Here is a 17850-nt window from a genome sequence, read left to right as displayed (position 1 = left end):
TGGTCAAAACCGTTTATTTTGACCTAATTTAGTACCCGTTAAGACCGCAAGAAAGCGATTGTCACTGGCTGTCACTTCTAACTTATTTGGCTACTGGTGCATTTGCGGATATACATATTAAAAATTATTCATCGTCCAACTTTCCCGAAAAAGGAACTAAAAATGTAAATTTTTAGAAGTATTTCAAAGACAGCGCAAATAAAAAATCATAAAATGTGTGTTTTTTTTTTTTACAGAAATCGAATGTAGGGAAAACAATTAAGGATGCTTTAGCGTGGAACTTGTAGAATTAATTTCCAACCTTTAACTAAATAAAATGATCGTAACAACCACAAACTCACTTGATGGATATCGTGTTGACACCTACTTAGGAATAGTCTCAGGAGAAACAATCATTGGGGCAAATGTATTCAAGGACTTTTTTGCAAGTATAACAGATATCGTAGGAGGAAGATCATCCGCCTATGAACGGGTACTTCGAGAAGCAAAGGCTACTGCGATGGCCGAAATGGAAATGCAAGCACGGACATTTGGGGCAAACGCAATTATTGGAATTGACCTTGATTATGAAACTATCAGAGATGGGATGATGATGGTCACTGCAAGTGGTACCGCCGTAAAAACTTCTAAAATTTAAAAATTAAAAAAGTCCTGAAATTCAGGACTTTTTTAATTCCAAGATTATTTTTTGGGAACTCGTTTTTTTTAAAAAATGATCATTTACGATCACCACTGGAGCAGATTTGCACATATCCATGCATTTAGTCTTTATGATTTTACAAGCTCCCTTCAAAGGCTCAGTTTTGGCTGCTTCTTTTACATCTTTTGCAATTGTTTTAGCTCCAGACTTTTTACAATCTGACCCATTACAAATAAAAATTAATTTTCTTTTCAACTTCATTACATTCCTGAAACATACTGCATCATCAATCCACATAAATATGCACCATAAGTCCCAACAGCATATCCTAAAACTGCCAATAAAACTCCAACTGGTGCCAGTGAGGAATCAAAAGCTGACGCCACAATAGGAGCCGAAGCGGCACCACCTACATTTGCCTGAGACGCAACTGCCACATAGAAAAATGGCGCCTTAATTACATAAGCCACAATAAGCATGATCAAAATATGGAAAACCATCCATACGATCCCCACTAGAAATAGTAGAGGATTATCAAAGATGGCTCCCAAATCCATTTGCATTCCAATTGTTGCAACCAATACATATAACAATACACTACCCAAACGCGAGGCCCCCGCCCCTTCCAACATTCGGGCCTTGGTGAAAGAAAGACCTAGACCTACGGTAGTTGCAATCACTACAATCCAGAAAAAGGAGGAATTTAGTGAGTACTGTGCAAGCGCTGGATAATTAACTTCAATGTAAGGCGCGATAAAATCAGCCATTAAAGTTGCGACTCCAGTCACTCCAAAACCTACTCCAAGAATAATCATCGTATCAGAAAGACTTGGAATTTTCATGATACCCTTTCTAAAATCGGCAATTTTATCCCTTAATTCATAAATAGCTGTGGTATCGGCTTTGAAAAAACGATCTATTTTTTCAGGTTTGGCTGCCCAATAAAGCAATACGGCTGTCCAAAGATTAGCTACTAAAACATCTACAGCAATCATTTGGCTAAACAACGAATTGCTAGGTTCAAATACTTTAAGCATAGCTGTTTGATTTGCTCCACCGCCAATCCATGATCCTGCAATAGTGGAAAGTCCTCGCCAAACTTCATCAGGACCATTTCCCCCAAGTAATTCTGGAAAAACAAAACCTACCGTCAGCAAGGCCAATGGACCTCCGATCATGATCCCGAATGATCCAGCCAAAAACATTGTCAGCGCTTTTGGTCCAAGTTTCAAGATTCCTTTGATATCAATGCTGATCGTGAATAAAACAAGGGAAGCAGGCAACAAGTAACGACTTGCCATCCGGTAGAGCCCGGAGGATTCTCCAGAAATCCATCCGAAGGAATTGAATAATGCAGGAATAAAGTAGCACAATAAAACTGTCGGCACTACCGAATAAAATTTCTTCCAAAAAGTAGAATTGCTTGATGAGGTAGCAAAAATCAAGGCAAGTGTTGCCATTAATAATCCAAAGACTACGGCATCATTGGTAAATAAAGGAGCTTCTTCCATTCCGATAACTTTTTAGGTCTGCAACAATACCAACAAATGATCAAATTCCCCAAAAAATCAACCTCTTCCGTTTTCCAAAACCTGAAGAAATTCGCCTAAAATCATAGCAGTTGCTCCCCAGACTATCTCATTTTCTATGTCAAAATATGGCGCATCCAGCTTTATTTTACCGCCAACTTCTAACATTCGTTGCTTCCTTGTTTCCAGATGAAGCAAAAGTTCAAGAGGAGTTTCAATGATTCGATCAACTTCCTTTAGCTCGGGAACAAACAAAGGTTTCTTTTCAGAATACCCTATAATGGGACTTACCAAAAAATTGCTCGCTGGAACAAATAGATCTGAAATGGGACCGATAAGTTTCACTTCTTCAGGCAAAATCCCAACCTCTTCCCAAGCTTCTCGCATAGCAGTGACGCTCAAACTTTCATCTTCTGGTTCCATTTTACCACCTGGAAAAGCAATCTGACCGCTATGCACACCAGTATAAGTAGGGCGTTTGATCAATGGAAAAAAGGCTTTTCCTTGCTCCGGGTAAATGAAAATCAAAACAGCGCCTTTTCTTGGGTTTTCAGAAAATTTGAAATCAAATCTTTTCGGATCAACAGGAAGAGGTGACATGGTTTTTTGGGCATTCTGACCCGGAAGTTGCTTTTTTAGCCCTTTTTGAAGTAATTCTATCGCAAGATCAAATTCCATTTTTAATTCAAGGAAACTTGTTTGATTTTTTGATCTATATACGAATCGGCTTCGTATGTCTTAGACAATTTTGAAAGATTGAAATGAACAATTCGGTGGGTAGCAATATTGATTATCCAAGCCATTGGACGGAAACCTTGCTCCTCCTGAAAATATCCTAAAACGATGAATTCATCCTCATTCAGCCATTCACCCTCTTCAAACATTCCAGAAGGGCCCATAAACAACAGACGCTCTTTCATGCCATCCGAACGATACCAGATAACTTCGGAATCTGGATTTAAGAAAGGCGTTTCCACAGCCTCTTGAGCTTCTATTTTATAGCTGTAAATATCCATGGTGCCATTTCCTGCAGGATGAGAATATTGATATGGAAACAATGGATCATCAGGCAGAATTGGATTGCGTTCTGGCATCTCCATAGGGTCTATAGAATCCGTCATTACAAGTTCAAAATCTGAAGAATCAAAAGGACCTAAAATGTTTTTCCAATGTGTATACCAAGATTCCTTTTGTGCTAAGGTTATATCTAGTTGATTTTTCATCTTAGATATTTTATCCTCCTCTAGTTGAATTTCATTGGTATTAGCCGCTTCATCTGAAGAAGTACCAGTACAACCAAGTTGTAAAGCAACAACCATCAAAAAAAACCTTGGAAATTTAAAGGATGATTTAGGAACCCTCATAAATATAATTTTTGTAAACTCAAGCTAACTACCTGCCTCAAAAAATCAAAAAAGGCCAGGATATAATCCCGACCTTTTCCTGCTCTCAAACCTATTAAACCTATTGTAGATATTCTGAATTGAATACTTTCGAAAAGTAGAAAATGTTTACTAATACTCCAAACAATCGATTGCGAAAGATTTTCGAAATTTTATTTTCCCTGCGAAACTGTTGTTTAAAACGCATTTTTGGATCGAAATTTTATTTTTTAGAAGGCTAGAAAATTTTCACCAACTTTAAAGATTTCCTCTTGCATCTTACTTATATGGAAAATGCCACAAAAACTTGCCATCATTCTAGCCGAAAAAATCCTCAAGGGTTTCAAATCCTACATGATTTTTTTTAACACCTACACCAGTCTTGCACCCGTTCATTTCCGAGACCGAAATTGGCTAGAAACCCAAATAAATCACAGACAAAGGTTAAGGTTATATAAAGATTTACTCATTCCGCTAGCTATGGAATGTATGGAGATTTTAAAGCAACATGCCACGGAACCTGCCAGCTGGGTGTATGTGAAAAATCACTACTCCAAACTCATCGCAGAAATGTATAACGTGGAGTTAGCCGAGACTTTTTTTAATTCGGTCGTTCGCAAAATCATTCCAAAAACAGTAGTCAACGAAGAATTTATGTTTGTCATGGAAGGCTTCGATTCTTATGACATTCCCGAAAACAGTGATTTGATAAGGACTTACCCTTCTTCTTGGGGAGTAGAAAAAATCATTCGGAAAATCTTGGAAGACTATGATTTTGGAACCCAATACATGGACAAAGAGCATGATGTCAAGTGTCTGATCCAAAGCGTAAAAGAAGTCATTCTAAGCAGATACAATGTATCTTCTGACACCAAAACCCAAATTCTAAAATCGGTATTCTACCGTAATAAGGCAGCTTACCTCGTCGGAAGAACCTTCTTGGGTCATAAGTGGATGCCTTTTATTATTCCTATGATGAATGGTCCCAAAGGAATCTTTGTAGACACCTTGATTTTTGACCCTCATATAATGAGTAATATCTTCAGTTTTACACGATCTTATTTTATGGTAGAGGCCAAAAAGCCTTCCCAGATCGTTGCCTTTTTAAGCTCGGTGATTCCACATAAAAAAACCCACGAACTGTATAATGCCTTAGGTTTTAACAAACATGGAAAGACACTCCTTTATCGGGATTTCTTAATTCATCTTGATCAAAGCAGTGATAATTTTGAAATCGCTCCAGGAATTAAGGGAATGGTAATGACGGTATTCACCCTGCCCTCGCTTAATCTTGTATTTAAACTAATCAAAGATCATTTTGAGCCTCCAAAAAGTATGACCAGACAAGAGGTCAGGGAAAAATATAAGTTGGTATCATTGCATGATCGTGTGGGAAGGATGGCAGATACACATGAGTTTGAATACTTTGCTATCCCACTAAACAGAATCAGTAAAGAGTTATTGCAAGAACTTCGGAATACAGTAAACTCTTTAATTTCCATTGAAAATGACCATTTGATAATCAAGCATCTATATACTGAACGTAAGATGATTCCTTTAAACATATTTTTAGAAAATTGCTCAAAAGAAGATGGAATAAACGTAGCCAAAGATTATGGAAGATCAATCCTTCAGTTAGCTCAAGCTAATATTTTCCCAGGGGATATGATGACCAAAAATTTTGGTCTTACACGACAGAAGCGAGTGATATTTTATGATTACGATGAAATCGAGTTTCTTTCAGATATGAATTTCAGGAAAAAGCCGAAAGCAGAAACCTATGAACAAATCTATGCTCCTGAACCTTGGTATACCATTGCAAAAAACGATGTGTTTCCTGAGGATTTTAAACGCTGGATGATTGGTCGTAGGGATATAAAAGATGAATTCATTCAGTATCATGAAGGGCTTTTTGATGCAGAAAATTGGAAGCAAATCCAGAATAGAATTGCATCCGGAGAGATGATCCATGCTTACCCTTATCCAGAGGAAATCAGATTTCGTCCAAAACAAAAAATCTAACAGCTAATGTTTTTAAGGACTTTAAGCAGGGAAAGTTTAATTTTGCATCTCGGCTCAAGTCCGCAATCCCCCAAACATGAATACTGATTCTCCTATACATATAGATTCCAAAAAATTAAAAAAAGTAAGGAAACTCATTCTCCATACCTCAGAAGATGATGATCGTCCTGTTTACATTTCCGGGAATTTCAATCAGTGGACTACTCAAGATTTCCGTTTTTTAATGAAAAAAGTTTCTAAAGGAAAGTATGAATTTACATTTCCTGAAGGAAAAGAATTTCAAAAGGAGCTCATTTACAAATTTACCAAAGGTGATTGGTCTGAAGTAGAAATAGACCGCTATGGGAACAAAACGCCTAATAGACATTGGAATGACGATAACCTTGAACGGATTGAAAAAGTAGCCAAGTGGAGGAAGAACTGGTTACCCTATCGACCCAGTCAACTTCCTAAAATTCATCTGATTTCTGAAGAATTTGAAATTCCTCAACTCAATAAGACTCGAAAAATCTGGGCTTTGCTCCCTTACGATTACGAAACTTCTACCGAATCTTATCCAGTACTTTACCTTCAGGATGCCCAAAACTTATTTAATGAAAATGCGGATTTTGGCAACTGGCAAATTGATAAAAAGCTGGCAGTCATGTCTGATTATGGAATCGGAAAGGTCATCGTGGTAGCTGTGGAGCATGCCGAATCAGAACGAATTCAGGAATACAATGTCGGCAGGACGCTGCTCGGAGCAGGAAACGGAAAGCAATACATAAGATTTTTGACTGATACCTTAAAGCCTTTTGTAGATAAAACATTCCGGACAAAACCAGAGCGGGAGTTCACTGGAATAGGTGGAAGCTCAATGGGCGGTTTAGTAAGCATTTTCTCGGGTTTGATTTATCCCGAAGTTTTCGGGAAACTGATGGTTTTTTCGCCTTCCCTTTGGGTAATTCCAAAGATCAAATTAGGTTTTATGGATTTCTTTGAGCCTTTGGAAACCAGGCTTTACTTATATGCCGGTGGAGATGAGAGTGACACTATGGTATCGCATGTCATAAAACTGAGAAAAAGATTACTGAAAAGAGAAAGTCTCCAAGGTAAAATGAAGGTTCGTATGAGTATCAATATGGAAGGCAAACACAATGAAACTTATTGGAGTGATGAGTTTCCAAAAGCAATTGAATGGCTGTTTTTCAGTAATAGCCCTGACTAAAACGAAATATGATATTTGAATTAAGCGGAGGTACTACTTCCAAATCACCCCTTAGAATCCTTCCCATTTTTGTAAACTCGGTTGCAGACATCTTGCAATCCAAGTTCGGATTGGATATTCATCCTTCAGTATTTTCAGGAAAAAAAGACAGTACTTATCTGCTTCAACATCATGATCAATTGGTTTTATTGATTGGATTGGGGGAAGATCCTGAATTGAACGAAGTTGAAAAAAGCTTCAGAAGAATTCTGCCTAAAAATTCTGAAATAATTCAGGATAAAGTCACTTTGGATTTTGCACAGGATTTAGATTCTAAGCTGATCGAATCGGCTCTAATAGGCTTTTCCTTAGGAGGATATTCATTTGATTTTTTCAAAAAAGAAAAAGACAAAAAGAAGGATTTCCAAGATTTAAAAGTTGAAATAAATTCCAACAATGAATCAATTCAGCAAATAATAAATCGAGCTGAAAAAATCTCAAATGCCAAAATAGAAGCCTTCAAATTAGTCGATTTACCTCCAAATGTACTTACACCGACTTTTCTAGCTGAATGGGCGATTAAACTTGAGGGAAAAAATGGTTTAAAAGCAATAATTTTTGACCAGAAAAAAGCAAAATCTGAACGATTGGAAGCATTTCTTGCGGTATCAAGAGGAAGTGCAAAAGAACCAAAATTCATCATCCTTGAACACCGACATCCTCAAGCAAAATTCCATCTTGGTTTAGTGGGTAAAGGCGTCACTTTTGATACAGGCGGACTTAATATCAAAACCCAAGGTATGGTTCACATGAAGTCGGATATGGGTGGTGCCGCTGCAGTCTTGGCCACTACTCAGTTGATTGTAGATCTCAATCTCCCGATTAATCTAACGAGTATCGTCCCTGCTGTAGAAAATGCAGTGGATAAAGATTCTTATCTCCCAAGTGAAGTGATTCAAAGTCACGCTGGATTAAGCATAGAAGTGATCGATACTGATGCTGAAGGAAGATTGATTTTAGCAGATGGTCTCTCCTATCTTGTTCAAAATTATTCAATAGATCAAGTTATAGATTTAGCCACCTTAACTGGAAGTAGCGTAGCGACTTTTGGCTATGAATGTGGGGCATTGTTTTCTAATTCCGAAGAACTCTCAAACAGCCTCCAAAAAGCAGGCTTAGAGACTTATGAGAAAGTATGGCCCCTTCCGATGTGGGAAAACTACCGAAAGGAAATGGACAGTGAAATAGCCGATATAAAGAATTACCATGGCAAACCAATAGCAGGCGCAATTACTGCTGCCAAGTTTTTGGAGGCATTTATCCACGAACATCCATCTTGGGCACATTTGGATATTGCTGGTGTAGCTTATGGAGACACAGAATTTTCAAAAACAAAATCGGGAACTGCATTTGGCGTACAATTATTACTTAAATTCATCGAAAATCAATTGTAATCATGGATCAAAGTGGCAAAACATTTCTCTGCATTTCAAATTTTTTTAAAGGAAATGCATTCCTAATAGCCTTGAAAAAACAAGGGAATCGGGTCTTTTTAATTACTTCCGAAAAATTGAAAGATCAACCTTGGGCTTTTGAATACATCGATGATGTGTTTTATATGCCTGGACAAGACCTTGATTGGGATTTGGATTTACTGATGAAGGGAGTTGGGGGATTGATGAAAAATCACAAAATCGAAAGCATTATTGCATTGGATGATTATGATGTAGAAAAAGCAACTTACCTGCGAGAAAACCTTCGAATTCCGGGTATGGGTCAAACCACTGGTCGCTTCTTCAGGGATAAACTAGCTATGCGTATCAAAGCTCAAGACTCTGGAATCAAAGTCCCTCCTTTTTCCCCGCTTTTCAATGACGAAGACATCAATCAATATGCAGATCATATTCCAGCGCCTTGGGTATTAAAACCCAGATCTGAGGCATCAGCCCATGGAATTATTAAGGTGGAGAATAAGGAATCACTTTGGGAAAACATCCATAAACTTGGCGACAATAGACTTTACTATCTAGTAGAACAATTTAAACCGGGGGATGTCTATCATGCAGATGGACTAATGCTTGATGGGAAAAACATCTTTTGTTCAGTATCAAAATACCTATCAACACCGATGGAAATCTCTCAAGGCGGTGGGATTTTTCGGTCTGCTAACCTGAAATATGGCTCAGAGGATGAGAAAAAAATCAAAAAGGCAAATGCAGAAATCATGAAAGCATTCGGTATGAAATCCGGAGCTACGCATACAGAATTCATAAAATCCAAAGAAGATGGAGAAATCTATTTTTTAGAGACTTCATCCAGAGTTGGAGGCGCCCACCTTGCAGAAATGGTAGAAGCTGCGACAGGAGTTAATCTATGGGCAGAATGGGCTAAAATAGAAGATTCTCTTGCAAAAAACACCAAATATACGCTGCCAAAAGTTTCAAAAAACTATGCCGGTATTCTTCTAACACTCTCTAAATACGAACATCCAGATTTGAGTAGTTTTGATGACGAAGAAGTATATTTCAGAGTTCCCTTGGAATATCATGCGGGATTGATCGTCAAATCAAAGAATCAGAATCGTGTCATGGAACTTCTTGATAGCTACGCGGTACGGATATCAGATGAATTCTCTACCGTTGCTAATGCGCCTGAAGTCAAGAAATTTCATTAAAACTTCTCTTCTACTCCTAGCCCAAATAAGGCAAAATCATATTTAACCGGATCTTCGGGATCAAATTCCCGAAGTTTCTCGGTCAATTCCACAGCTGTTTGCCAATCAGTTTGCTTTCTTGTGATCAAACCGAGTTTTCTTCCCACCCTGTCAACATGTAAGTCACAAGGGCAGATCAATTGGGACGGTTTTATTTTTTGCCAAATACCAAAATCTACTCCCTTATCATCAGAACGCACCATCCATCTTAAAAACATATTAATTCGCTTGCAGGCTGCTTTTCGCTTTGGTGTTGCGATGTGCTTTTTGGTGCGATTAGGCGCGTCAGGTATCGAAAAAAAGAATTCATGGAATTGTTCCAAAATGGAAAACATTGAATCCTGAGATCCTGTTTGGCCGATCAAAAAAGCCTCTTCTAAAAAAGTATGCTTTTTGTAAAACCAATTAAAAAAATGTATGAAATACAGGGTGTCGATTTCATTGAAAGTCCGATGCTTGAAACTTAAAAAAGGCTTAAGATCTGACTCCTTGTGATGAATAATGAACTGATGAGGGTCATTATCCATCAATTGAAACAACTCCTGACATTTATTTATAATTGTTTTTCGCTGACCCCATGCCAAAATAGCCGCTATAAAACCGGTGATTTCTATATCCTCTTTTTTGGAAAATTGGTGTGGAATCGAAATAGGATCGAGTATGATAAATTCTGGACGATTATACTCTTCGACTTTTTCGTCCAAGAAACCCTTCAAATCTTGCATCAAAGTGCTACTTTAACTTCACCTCCTTGAGTTCCATCAAACCATTTGAAGGAAAGTTCATTATCAACTTTTTCTGAAACGTGCCAATCAAAGCAATTAATATTAGTCAGAGATTTCAAGGAGTCTTCATCTGGATTGTAAAGACAAATATCAAAATCAGGAAGATCTTTTGATTCAAGTGAATTCCATTTTTCAAGAATAAACCCTTCATCAATAACTCGGACTTTTTTACCAAAAACAAAATCAGAAAGAACAGAAGGCACTCCATCTTTCCTTCGAAGAATAAATCCTGAAGGTCCAAACATAATTTGCTTAACAAGCTTAGCCTCAAACAAATCAGACGAATGAGGAAGAGTTTCCCATTCAGACTCTTTAAGTACTACAGCCTTCCCTTCAGGTTTGATTCTAGCCAAAAATCCAGAAAGCAAGGAAAACACATAGGTAATCCCGATGAAAATCAATCCAAAACTCGCCAAGACTGGATAAGATATAATAAATATCAAATTCCAGATAAATCTAAAAACATGGTGAAATATAAGTTGGAGTCGATTCATTTCAGTGTAACTAATGTCGAAATTAGAACTATTGATCGGAAAGTAAAAAAGGAAGCAATTTTGGAATCCTATTGATCCCCAAAAAACAAAAAAGGCCAGCCTAATGCTGACCTTTTTTCAGGATATAATTTAATGTTTTCAATACATCACTTCTACAGGGAATCTTCCATTTACAGCTTTAAGTTGATCAAAAGCAGCTTGGGATAGCTTTATGACTAATTTGGAATTATCTCCTGTCTCAGGAAGTACCCCCACAACCCGTGCGAAAATTGTCACATCGTTCTCTTCATTTTTTACTCGCATGATCGTACCAATTGGTGCTGTACGATGTAACACTAAATATTTTTTATGGCCACCAGTGCCTTCGATCAATTCAGCTTGGCCAGTTTCTTTTACATTTTTAAAGCCGCCAGATGTATTTTCAGCAGTTGGTTCTATGTTCATTTCTTCAACACTGGAAACTACCTTTGGAGTACCAACTACCGGAACTTTTGACTCTTCAGGAGCGCCTCTGCCTACTTTAAGAACTTGACCAGGAGCGAGATTATTTGATGTCAAGGCATTCCAAGTAATCAAATCTTCAACTCGGGCACCATATTGACTTGCGATGGAAAATAAGGTCTCATCAGACTTAACAGTGTGGGACATCCAATCCCCTGGCACTATTGGAGTTGTGCTTTTTGTCGCAGCAACAGTCGATGGTCGACTAGCCTCTGGCTTTGGAGCTACTGGCTTTGGGTTTTCAGGCTTAGGCTTAGGTTCAGGTTTTGCTTTTGCCTCTTTTACAGGTGCAGGAGTTTCAGCTTTTGGAGTAGCTGTATTTGTAACTGATGGGGTAGAAACCGGAGTGGGTTTAGTCTCTGCTACGACTGGTTTTTGAATCACTAATGGCTGACCAACACTGAGGTCGTTCCCTTTAAGTTCATTGGAGGCCATTATTTCATTCACAGACACACCATACTTCTTAGAAATCGAAAAAAGAGTCTCACCAGGGACAACCTTGTGCAATATTGCACCTGCCGGTAATTCAGACTTCGGGATAAAAGGAACTCGAATTGTCTGACCGATTTTCAATCCTTGCTTTAGGGACGCATTTGCATTAACAATATCCCCAACGGGAGCTTGATATCTTCTAGAAATTCCAAAAAGAGTTTCTTTCGGCTCTACCTCATGGAGGATATATGACTGATCTCCAACTCTCTCCACTCCAACGGAATCAATCGTGGAAGCTGAAGAACTTATTGAAAATGATAAAAACGATGTAATGGCTATACAAAATGACCAAAGGTAAGTTGATCTGAATCTCATAAGAATTTGAAAATTTGGGGCTACTCTAAATTTGATTTAAAATTATTTTCTAAAAATGAAGGGTGCAAGAATTATGCTAGAAAACAAAGCTAGCATTTACCATAGTTAAAGTGATTTCATCAAAAAAAGCCAGTTTAACAGATGATTTTGTATCTTATCAGCCTAGAATCATAGCTCCAAAAATGAAAAAAAATCTACTTGTATTTCTTATTCTTTTGCTTTCCTTTTCTTCAGTAGGCTTTGGCCAAGTTAACTCAAAGGAGATAAACAAAATCTTCACATTCAAGATCGATAAAGATATTGATCCGGGTATGAATAGACGAGTAAAAATAGCGCTGGAAAAAGCAAAAGACGAGGATGCAGATCTCATCATAATCGAAATGGACACCTACGGCGGTGCAGTAAATGATGCTGATGACATCCGAACCATGCTTTTAGAAAGTCAAATCCCCATTTATGTTTTTATTAATAAAGACGCCGCTTCAGCTGGGGCTTTGATCTCTATAGCAACAGACAGTATTTACATGGCTCCAGGCTCTAGCATTGGAGCAGCTACAGTAGTCAATGGAACAGATGGCGCAGCAGCGCCAGACAAGTACCAATCCTATATGCGCTCAATGATGCGAAGTACTGCTGAGGCCCAAGGACGAGATCCAAAAATCGCCGAAGCAATGGTTGATGAAAAAATTCAGATCGATGGAATTACAGAGGAAGGATCGGTTATCACATTTTCTGTCTCTGAAGCCATAAAATACGGCTTTTGTGATGGTGAGTATACAAGTATTGCTGAAATTCTGGAAGCACAAAACCTACAAAATGCCGAACTGATCACCTATGAGCCAGACCAAACAGAGCAGATTATATCATTTTTTCTTAGTCCTGCTGTAAGTGGATTTTTGATACTTATTATCATTGGAGGGCTTTATTTCGAGCTTCAGACCCCAGGAATTGGATTTCCATTGGCGGCATCGATTATCGCAGTGATTCTATATTTCATTCCTTTTTATTTAAATGGATTAGCTGAAAACTGGGAGATCATTGTGTTTTTTGTAGGAGTGATTTTGCTCGCTGTGGAACTGTTTGTAATTCCTGGCTTTGGGGTTTTTGGAGTTCTGGGCATTGTCTGTATTTTGGCTGGATTAGTTCTTGGCATGCTACCAAACCAAAACTTTGATTTTCAGTTTGTCCCAGCAGAAGATCTATTTGGCGCATTGCTAACAGTAATTATCGCTTCCATTGCTTCTGTCGGCTTAGTATTTTGGTTGACCCCAAAAGTCAATGAATGGGGAGCATTCAGCGGTGTCACTCTAGCAAATACCCAACAACGATCTGAAGGATTTACTTCCACTATTTATGCAAATGAATTGATAGGAAAAAGAGGAAAAGTACACTCAAGACTCCGGCCAAGCGGAAGAGTAGAAATCGAAGGTGAAATCTATGATGCCTATTCACGTGGGGAATTCTTAGATCAAGGAGAAGAAGTAGTAGTCATTTCCACAGAAGGTACATCCATAAAGGTAAAAAAGTGGGAGGCTTGAGAGATTTTGGTAAGTTTACCGAATGAATCCATTTCAGAGTGTTTTTGAATTGATTGGAGCGGATCGAATCAAACAACTTACAAGCTATTTTTATGAAGAAGTGGCCTCCAACCCAGAACTGCGAGAGCTTTATCCAGAAGACATGTCCGGAGCTGAGGAGCGATTATACCTTTTTTTATTACAAGTGTTTGGAGGTCCCCAAAAATACTCTGAGCAGCGTGGTCATCCACGTCTGAGAATGAGACATCTGGAATGGGAAATCGATTCGACGATGAGGAATCATTGGCTAAATGCCATGTTTTCTGCGCTTGACAAACTTCAATTGGAACCAAATGTCAAGGAATTAATGATGGAGTATTTCATTAAGGTGGCTAACCATTTGATTAATCATGAATAAGGCTTTTCGCTACCTTTATACATTTTATGCTGGAATCCTTTTTATGATCTCCTTTCTGATCATTTTTCCATTTTTACTCTTGTGTATATGGATTCCTGGTTGGAAAAGATTTGGCAGAAAAATAAATAGATATTGGGCTAGGGCATATTTCTCAATTATTTTTCTTCCCGTTGAGATTCAAAATAATTCACATCTAGTCAAAGGGAAGCCCTATATTTTCCTTGCAAATCACTTTAGTTATCTCGATATCCCCATGATGGGATTTATTCCAGGTGACGTATTATTTGTAGGAAAGGCTTCGATACGAAAAGCCCCACTTTTCGGCTATTATTTCAAAAGTCTACATATCGCTGTGGATCGGGAAAGATTGAAAAGTAGAGCCGAAACTCTAAAAAGGGCAAGTGAGGCTTTAGATTCCGGAAGTGGAATCATTATTTTTCCGGAAGGAGGAATCTATACCAAAAATCCACCCAAAATGATTCCCTTTAAAAATGGGGCTTTCCGATTAGCAATCGATAAACAAATCCCAATTATCCCTGTCACTTTATCCTATAATCATCTAATTTTGCCTGATGATGGAAATCTTCTTTTGAGAAGAAGAAATGCGAAAATGATTCTTCACGAACCAATTTTAGCCAAAGAAGGAGAGTCTGAGGAAAGCATAAAGGCAACGTGTTTTCAGGTTATTCAAAATCAACTTGATAAAGACAATAACACACTATGAAAATCGATAAAGATTCAATCAAGAAAATTGCTCACTTAGCTAGGCTGGAGTTTGACGAAAGCAGCGCGGAAAAAATGTCAAAAGATATGAGCCAGATTCTTGATTGGGTGGAGCAATTGAATGAAATCGATACCGAGAATATCGAGCCACTGACGACTATGTCTACTGAAGTAAATGTAATGCGTGAGGATAAAGTAGCCAATCAATTAAGCCATTCCGAAGGTTTGAAAAATGCCCCAAAAAGTGATTCCGACTACTTCCGCGTTCCGAAGGTATTAGAATAATGAATCCAGAAAGCAAATTGAGTTCAGCATCATACTCCAAAATTCCCAGCTTCCTTTTTCTAATTCTAGGCGTTTTTTTTGCGCTCTATTACATTGTTTTCAATCCAGTTCCTTACGAAAATATTTCAACCGCTTACTTCTCTGAACGCGTCTCGATTCCTTTCGATTGGGCACAGATCGGACCTATTTCATTTCCGATTGAAGTAGACAACTTTCTTGTCTTTCAGGAATTCAAATCATTTCGCCCGGACTTTCATGTTTCAGAATCCTATATTTTCGGAATTATAGTTTCGGTAGTAAGTATCTCTTTCCTAACACTTTTGAGCGAATTCAAAAAGTTATACTTTATTATCGGTGGAGCTGCCTGGATCATTTTAATCACTTTTAGCAACCTTAATGGATTAAATATCGGAGGAGTAAGTTCCAATTTTTCCTTGATCATCAGCTTGGTTGGGACGATAACTCCTGCTATCATTTTTCATGTATGGGGTCAAAATTGGAACCTCAAGATTAAATGGATTTGTACAGCAATAAGCTTTGCAGGTACTGTATTCATTTTGACATCTCTAAGTCCAATAAAAGAACCTATGCTTTATTTGGCTGAACATTCCCTGATCATAGGTTTATGTCTGAGTCTAGCTTGGATCTTTTGGAATGGTCATGGGGTATTGTCAGGAATATACTTTCTGATTGCAAGGGCAAACCGAACACTACAGCTTCGTGTTTCTATTCAGATCGCGTTGATTGGATTTCTGTATTTAGCTTTAGTTTTCTTCATATTCCTAGAGCTTACAGGTGAATCCGGTCTCCCATTCCCTACCTTCTCTCCCCTATTTATTATTTTTCCAATGGGAATATTTGGCTGGGTTTCACTACAAGCTAAGCTGAACCAATGTACTGATCTAGCAACAAACTCAAAAGCTTTAAAAGCGCTCTATCTTTTAGGTTTTGCTATTTCCTGCTGGTTAATCTGGAAATTAAAACTGGCTGGAAATCAGCCTGCCGAAGAGTTATTCAAGCATCTAATCACTTATAGCCAACTGGGATTTTCTTTGTTTTTTTTAGTTTATATTTTTTCGAACTTCCTTTCAGTAATGGACTCAGGAAAGTCAGTCGACTTAATTCTATACAAGCCACATTCATTACCTTATTACCATTTAAGAATTGGTGGTTTGATTACCATGCTAGTTTTGATCACTTATTCGGATGCAATAATAGGAGTTCAAGTCAATGCCATGACTACCAATACTTTGGCCGATTATTACTATCAGACAGATCAAAAGCTTGAGGCTAGCATTCTTTATGAAAATGCTTGGATGCGCTATCGTAAAAACCCCAAAGCAAAAAATGCTACAGCTCAATTACTTCTGGAATTAAAGCAACCTACATTGGCCAAGCAACACCTTGAAGAAAGTTTTGCAGAAGCCCCTCAAGTAGACAATATTTTGTTGTTAAGCGATCAATTGCATAGTGAAAACACACTTTTTGAAGCAGTTTATTATCTGGAAAGAGGATTGAATTATTTCCCTGACCATCCAAAATTGATAAATAATCTAGCTCTTTTCTACACTAAAATTAATAAGCGAGAAGAAGCTTTGGAGCTTTTGAGGAGCATTAGCAACCCTGAAGAAATTTTACTATCAAATCTTTCGGCACTCCAGACGATGGCTGGCAAACCTGAATCGACTCAGATTCTTCAAAAAGATCTCCCTTCAAACATCAATCTTCTTGTTGCTTCAAATGCTTTAGGGAATATCCCAAGCAAAGACTTGATTCAAAAAATTGAAAATCAGATAGAAACATCATCCAGCCCAATGCTGGTTAATGCTGGCTATAGAAATCTTTTTGCTTCTCAAAAAAAGAATAACCCGGATACCGAGCTTAAACTTTTAGATAGTTTAGCGAATTCGCCTTTATATCAATCCTTTCAGATGCAATTACAGGAAACCGAAGTCATAAGAAGTCTGGCTGCTGGAAGAATTGTGGACGTTGTAAAAAATTTGAATGGATTAGCTTTTCGAAACACTGGTGATGCTGGGTATTATTTGCAATTATCTGCTTTGATTTTAGCTCAAAACCTAGATTTTAGAAAGGCTGCATTAGAATTAGAAGCCGCACAAGAAAAAGGTTTTCAGGCATTCGACACGCATCATTGGAGTATTTATGGACTTGGCGGGTTACCTGAAAAAGCAATTGAATTACGTGAGAAATTCAATGTTCTATTGCCAGTTTACCTAACAGATGAAGGAACTAGCACACCGAAGTACTTAGAATTGATTAGCAAATTTCATCAAAGTCTACCGCAAGCACTTTTTACACAGTGGCTCGAATTCGAAGAAAGTGAATATAAAACAGACCTTGCTATCCGATTAATCGCACATAAGTCTCATGGCCTGAAAGCTGCCCAAACACAAGCTTTGGGAGATTACATATCCGCTAAAATCGGAGTACGGGAAAAGCTTGAAAAGTATCTTAGCAATCCGGATTTGAAATCTATTGATTCCGTCGAATCTCTTCTGACTTGGCTGGGATTGGAGGAAGAATTGACCGGTAACCCTTATTATACTCCGCTGATAATTAGTGCAGCTTTGATTAACCAAGATCCTCTAACCAAATATGAAATCTTGAATTCAGCTACGGAGTTTAATCGAGACCCTCTTCTCTGGATAGCTAAAATTAATGCTGCTAAAGCAATAGGACTTGATAATTACGCCAATGATGCTTTAATTCAAATGCAGGAATGGCTTTCGAAAGAAGAAATTTTCCAACTAGAAAGAGGAAACTATTAAAAAGCATTCACGTAATTTGAAACAGGTTCTAAACCAAAATAAATACTAAACCACTACTT

Annotated in this window: 17 protein-coding genes; 10 read left to right on the top strand and 7 right to left on the bottom strand. The window is 38.0% G+C overall.

Annotated elements, in window-relative coordinates:
• The first annotated feature begins 316 nt into the window (after positions 1-316).
• A complete protein-coding gene (locus P8O16_RS05740) occupies positions 317-637 on the top strand; it encodes a YbjQ family protein (RefSeq protein ID WP_300311792.1) in 321 nt (106 codons plus the stop codon).
• Between the two features lie 21 nt (positions 638-658).
• Here the strand turns inward: P8O16_RS05740 and P8O16_RS05735 are convergent, their stop codons facing one another.
• The 4 genes from P8O16_RS05735 to P8O16_RS05720 are packed head-to-tail and all read right to left on the bottom strand — an operon-like array spanning position 659 to position 3533.
• Positions 659-901: a (2Fe-2S) ferredoxin domain-containing protein gene (locus P8O16_RS05735; RefSeq protein WP_300311798.1), complete on the bottom strand. Its 243-nt coding sequence runs from the start codon at positions 899-901 to the stop codon at positions 659-661.
• Positions 901-2151, bottom strand: coding sequence for a DUF819 family protein (locus P8O16_RS05730; protein WP_300311790.1), 1251 nt, complete (start codon positions 2149-2151; stop codon positions 901-903). The genes P8O16_RS05735 and P8O16_RS05730 overlap by 1 nt, the downstream gene beginning before the upstream one ends.
• Positions 2152-2208: 57 nt before the next feature.
• Positions 2209-2847 carry a CoA pyrophosphatase gene (locus tag P8O16_RS05725; protein ID WP_300311787.1) on the bottom strand — a complete coding sequence of 213 codons (639 nt, stop codon included), beginning with the start codon at positions 2845-2847 and terminating at the stop codon, positions 2209-2211.
• A 2-nt stretch (positions 2848-2849) separates the two neighbouring features.
• Positions 2850-3533, bottom strand: coding sequence for a hypothetical protein (locus P8O16_RS05720; protein ID WP_300311784.1), 684 nt, complete (start codon positions 3531-3533; stop codon positions 2850-2852).
• A gap of 312 nt (positions 3534-3845) precedes the next feature.
• On the opposite strand from P8O16_RS05720, the gene aceK reads away from it, so the two are divergent.
• The 4 genes from aceK (at position 3846) to P8O16_RS05700 (ending at position 9433) form a co-directional block, all read left to right on the top strand.
• Positions 3846-5573, top strand: a complete 1728-nt coding sequence (gene aceK / locus P8O16_RS05715) for a bifunctional isocitrate dehydrogenase kinase/phosphatase (protein WP_300311781.1) — start codon at positions 3846-3848, stop codon at positions 5571-5573.
• Between the two features lie 76 nt (positions 5574-5649).
• Positions 5650-6780, top strand: coding sequence for an alpha/beta hydrolase-fold protein (locus P8O16_RS05710; protein ID WP_300311779.1), 1131 nt, complete (start codon positions 5650-5652; stop codon positions 6778-6780).
• An 8-nt stretch (positions 6781-6788) separates the two neighbouring features.
• On the top strand, positions 6789-8213 hold the full coding sequence (locus P8O16_RS05705) for a M17 family metallopeptidase (RefSeq protein WP_300311776.1): 1425 nt from the start codon (positions 6789-6791) through the stop codon (positions 8211-8213).
• A gap of 2 nt (positions 8214-8215) precedes the next feature.
• Positions 8216-9433 (top strand): ATP-grasp domain-containing protein, encoded by a 1218-nt coding sequence (locus P8O16_RS05700; protein WP_300311773.1) that lies wholly within the window; start codon positions 8216-8218, stop codon positions 9431-9433.
• On the opposite strand, the gene P8O16_RS05695 is transcribed toward P8O16_RS05700, so the two are convergent.
• The 3 genes from P8O16_RS05695 to P8O16_RS05685 form a co-directional block, all read right to left on the bottom strand.
• Positions 9430-10197 (bottom strand): TIGR02757 family protein, encoded by a 768-nt coding sequence (locus P8O16_RS05695; protein ID WP_300311771.1) that lies wholly within the window; start codon positions 10195-10197, stop codon positions 9430-9432. The genes P8O16_RS05700 and P8O16_RS05695 overlap by 4 nt on opposite strands.
• The gene (locus tag P8O16_RS05690) at positions 10197-10751 is read right to left on the bottom strand and encodes a hypothetical protein (RefSeq protein ID WP_300311768.1); all 555 of its coding nucleotides are present in this window, start codon (positions 10749-10751) and stop codon (positions 10197-10199) included. Before P8O16_RS05690 ends, P8O16_RS05695 begins: the two co-directional genes overlap by 1 nt.
• A 138-nt stretch (positions 10752-10889) precedes the next feature.
• Positions 10890-12059 carry a LysM peptidoglycan-binding domain-containing protein gene (locus P8O16_RS05685; protein WP_300311766.1) on the bottom strand — a complete coding sequence of 390 codons (1170 nt, stop codon included), beginning with the start codon at positions 12057-12059 and terminating at the stop codon, positions 10890-10892.
• Between the two features lie 182 nt (positions 12060-12241).
• On the opposite strand from P8O16_RS05685, the gene P8O16_RS05680 reads away from it, so the two are divergent.
• The 5 genes from P8O16_RS05680 to P8O16_RS05660 are packed head-to-tail and all read left to right on the top strand — an operon-like array spanning position 12242 to position 17791.
• A complete protein-coding gene (locus P8O16_RS05680) occupies positions 12242-13597 on the top strand; it encodes an NfeD family protein (RefSeq protein ID WP_300311764.1) in 1356 nt (451 codons plus the stop codon).
• Positions 13598-13619: 22 nt separating this feature from the next.
• Positions 13620-13994, top strand: a complete 375-nt coding sequence (locus P8O16_RS05675) for a cyanoglobin (protein WP_300311761.1) — start codon at positions 13620-13622, stop codon at positions 13992-13994.
• A complete protein-coding gene (locus P8O16_RS05670) occupies positions 13987-14718 on the top strand; it encodes a 1-acyl-sn-glycerol-3-phosphate acyltransferase (protein WP_300311758.1) in 732 nt (243 codons plus the stop codon). The genes P8O16_RS05675 and P8O16_RS05670 overlap by 8 nt, the downstream gene beginning before the upstream one ends.
• Positions 14715-15002, top strand: coding sequence for an Asp-tRNA(Asn)/Glu-tRNA(Gln) amidotransferase subunit GatC (gene gatC / locus P8O16_RS05665; RefSeq protein WP_300311755.1), 288 nt, complete (start codon positions 14715-14717; stop codon positions 15000-15002). Before P8O16_RS05670 ends, gatC begins: the two co-directional genes overlap by 4 nt.
• Positions 15002-17791 (top strand): hypothetical protein, encoded by a 2790-nt coding sequence (locus P8O16_RS05660; RefSeq protein WP_300311752.1) that lies wholly within the window; start codon positions 15002-15004, stop codon positions 17789-17791. The genes gatC and P8O16_RS05660 overlap by 1 nt, the downstream gene beginning before the upstream one ends.
• Positions 17792-17850: the final 59 nt, after the last annotated feature.

This window comes from Algoriphagus sp., from assembly GCF_029254265.1.
GTDB lineage: Bacteria > Bacteroidota > Bacteroidia > Cytophagales > Cyclobacteriaceae > Algoriphagus.
Note: the sequence above shows the minus strand (reverse complement) of the source record. Positions and strands in the feature narration are given on the sequence as shown.

Excerpts from the sequence above, each read along its gene's own strand:
- P8O16_RS05700 (WP_300311773.1), top strand. The coding sequence starts at position 8,216 with ATGGATCAAAGTGGCAAAACATTTCTCTGCATTTCAAATTTTTTTAAA.
- P8O16_RS05740 (WP_300311792.1), top strand. The coding sequence starts at position 317 with ATGATCGTAACAACCACAAACTCACTTGATGGATATCGTGTTGACACC.
- P8O16_RS05725 (WP_300311787.1), bottom strand. The coding sequence starts at position 2,847 with ATGGAATTTGATCTTGCGATAGAATTACTTCAAAAAGGGCTAAAAAAG.
- P8O16_RS05685 (WP_300311766.1), bottom strand. The coding sequence starts at position 12,059 with ATGAGATTCAGATCAACTTACCTTTGGTCATTTTGTATAGCCATTACA.
- P8O16_RS05705 (WP_300311776.1), top strand. The coding sequence starts at position 6,789 with ATGATATTTGAATTAAGCGGAGGTACTACTTCCAAATCACCCCTTAGA.
- P8O16_RS05730 (WP_300311790.1), bottom strand. The coding sequence starts at position 2,151 with ATGGAAGAAGCTCCTTTATTTACCAATGATGCCGTAGTCTTTGGATTA.
- P8O16_RS05680 (WP_300311764.1), top strand. The coding sequence starts at position 12,242 with ATGAAAAAAAATCTACTTGTATTTCTTATTCTTTTGCTTTCCTTTTCT.
- P8O16_RS05710 (WP_300311779.1), top strand. The coding sequence starts at position 5,650 with ATGAATACTGATTCTCCTATACATATAGATTCCAAAAAATTAAAAAAA.
- P8O16_RS05695 (WP_300311771.1), bottom strand. The coding sequence starts at position 10,197 with ATGCAAGATTTGAAGGGTTTCTTGGACGAAAAAGTCGAAGAGTATAAT.
- gatC (WP_300311755.1), top strand. The coding sequence starts at position 14,715 with ATGAAAATCGATAAAGATTCAATCAAGAAAATTGCTCACTTAGCTAGG.
- P8O16_RS05670 (WP_300311758.1), top strand. The coding sequence starts at position 13,987 with ATGAATAAGGCTTTTCGCTACCTTTATACATTTTATGCTGGAATCCTT.
- aceK (WP_300311781.1), top strand. The coding sequence starts at position 3,846 with ATGCCACAAAAACTTGCCATCATTCTAGCCGAAAAAATCCTCAAGGGT.
- P8O16_RS05660 (WP_300311752.1), top strand. The coding sequence starts at position 15,002 with ATGAATCCAGAAAGCAAATTGAGTTCAGCATCATACTCCAAAATTCCC.
- P8O16_RS05675 (WP_300311761.1), top strand. The coding sequence starts at position 13,620 with ATGAATCCATTTCAGAGTGTTTTTGAATTGATTGGAGCGGATCGAATC.
- P8O16_RS05735 (WP_300311798.1), bottom strand. The coding sequence starts at position 901 with ATGAAGTTGAAAAGAAAATTAATTTTTATTTGTAATGGGTCAGATTGT.
- P8O16_RS05720 (WP_300311784.1), bottom strand. The coding sequence starts at position 3,533 with ATGAGGGTTCCTAAATCATCCTTTAAATTTCCAAGGTTTTTTTTGATG.
- P8O16_RS05690 (WP_300311768.1), bottom strand. The coding sequence starts at position 10,751 with ATGAATCGACTCCAACTTATATTTCACCATGTTTTTAGATTTATCTGG.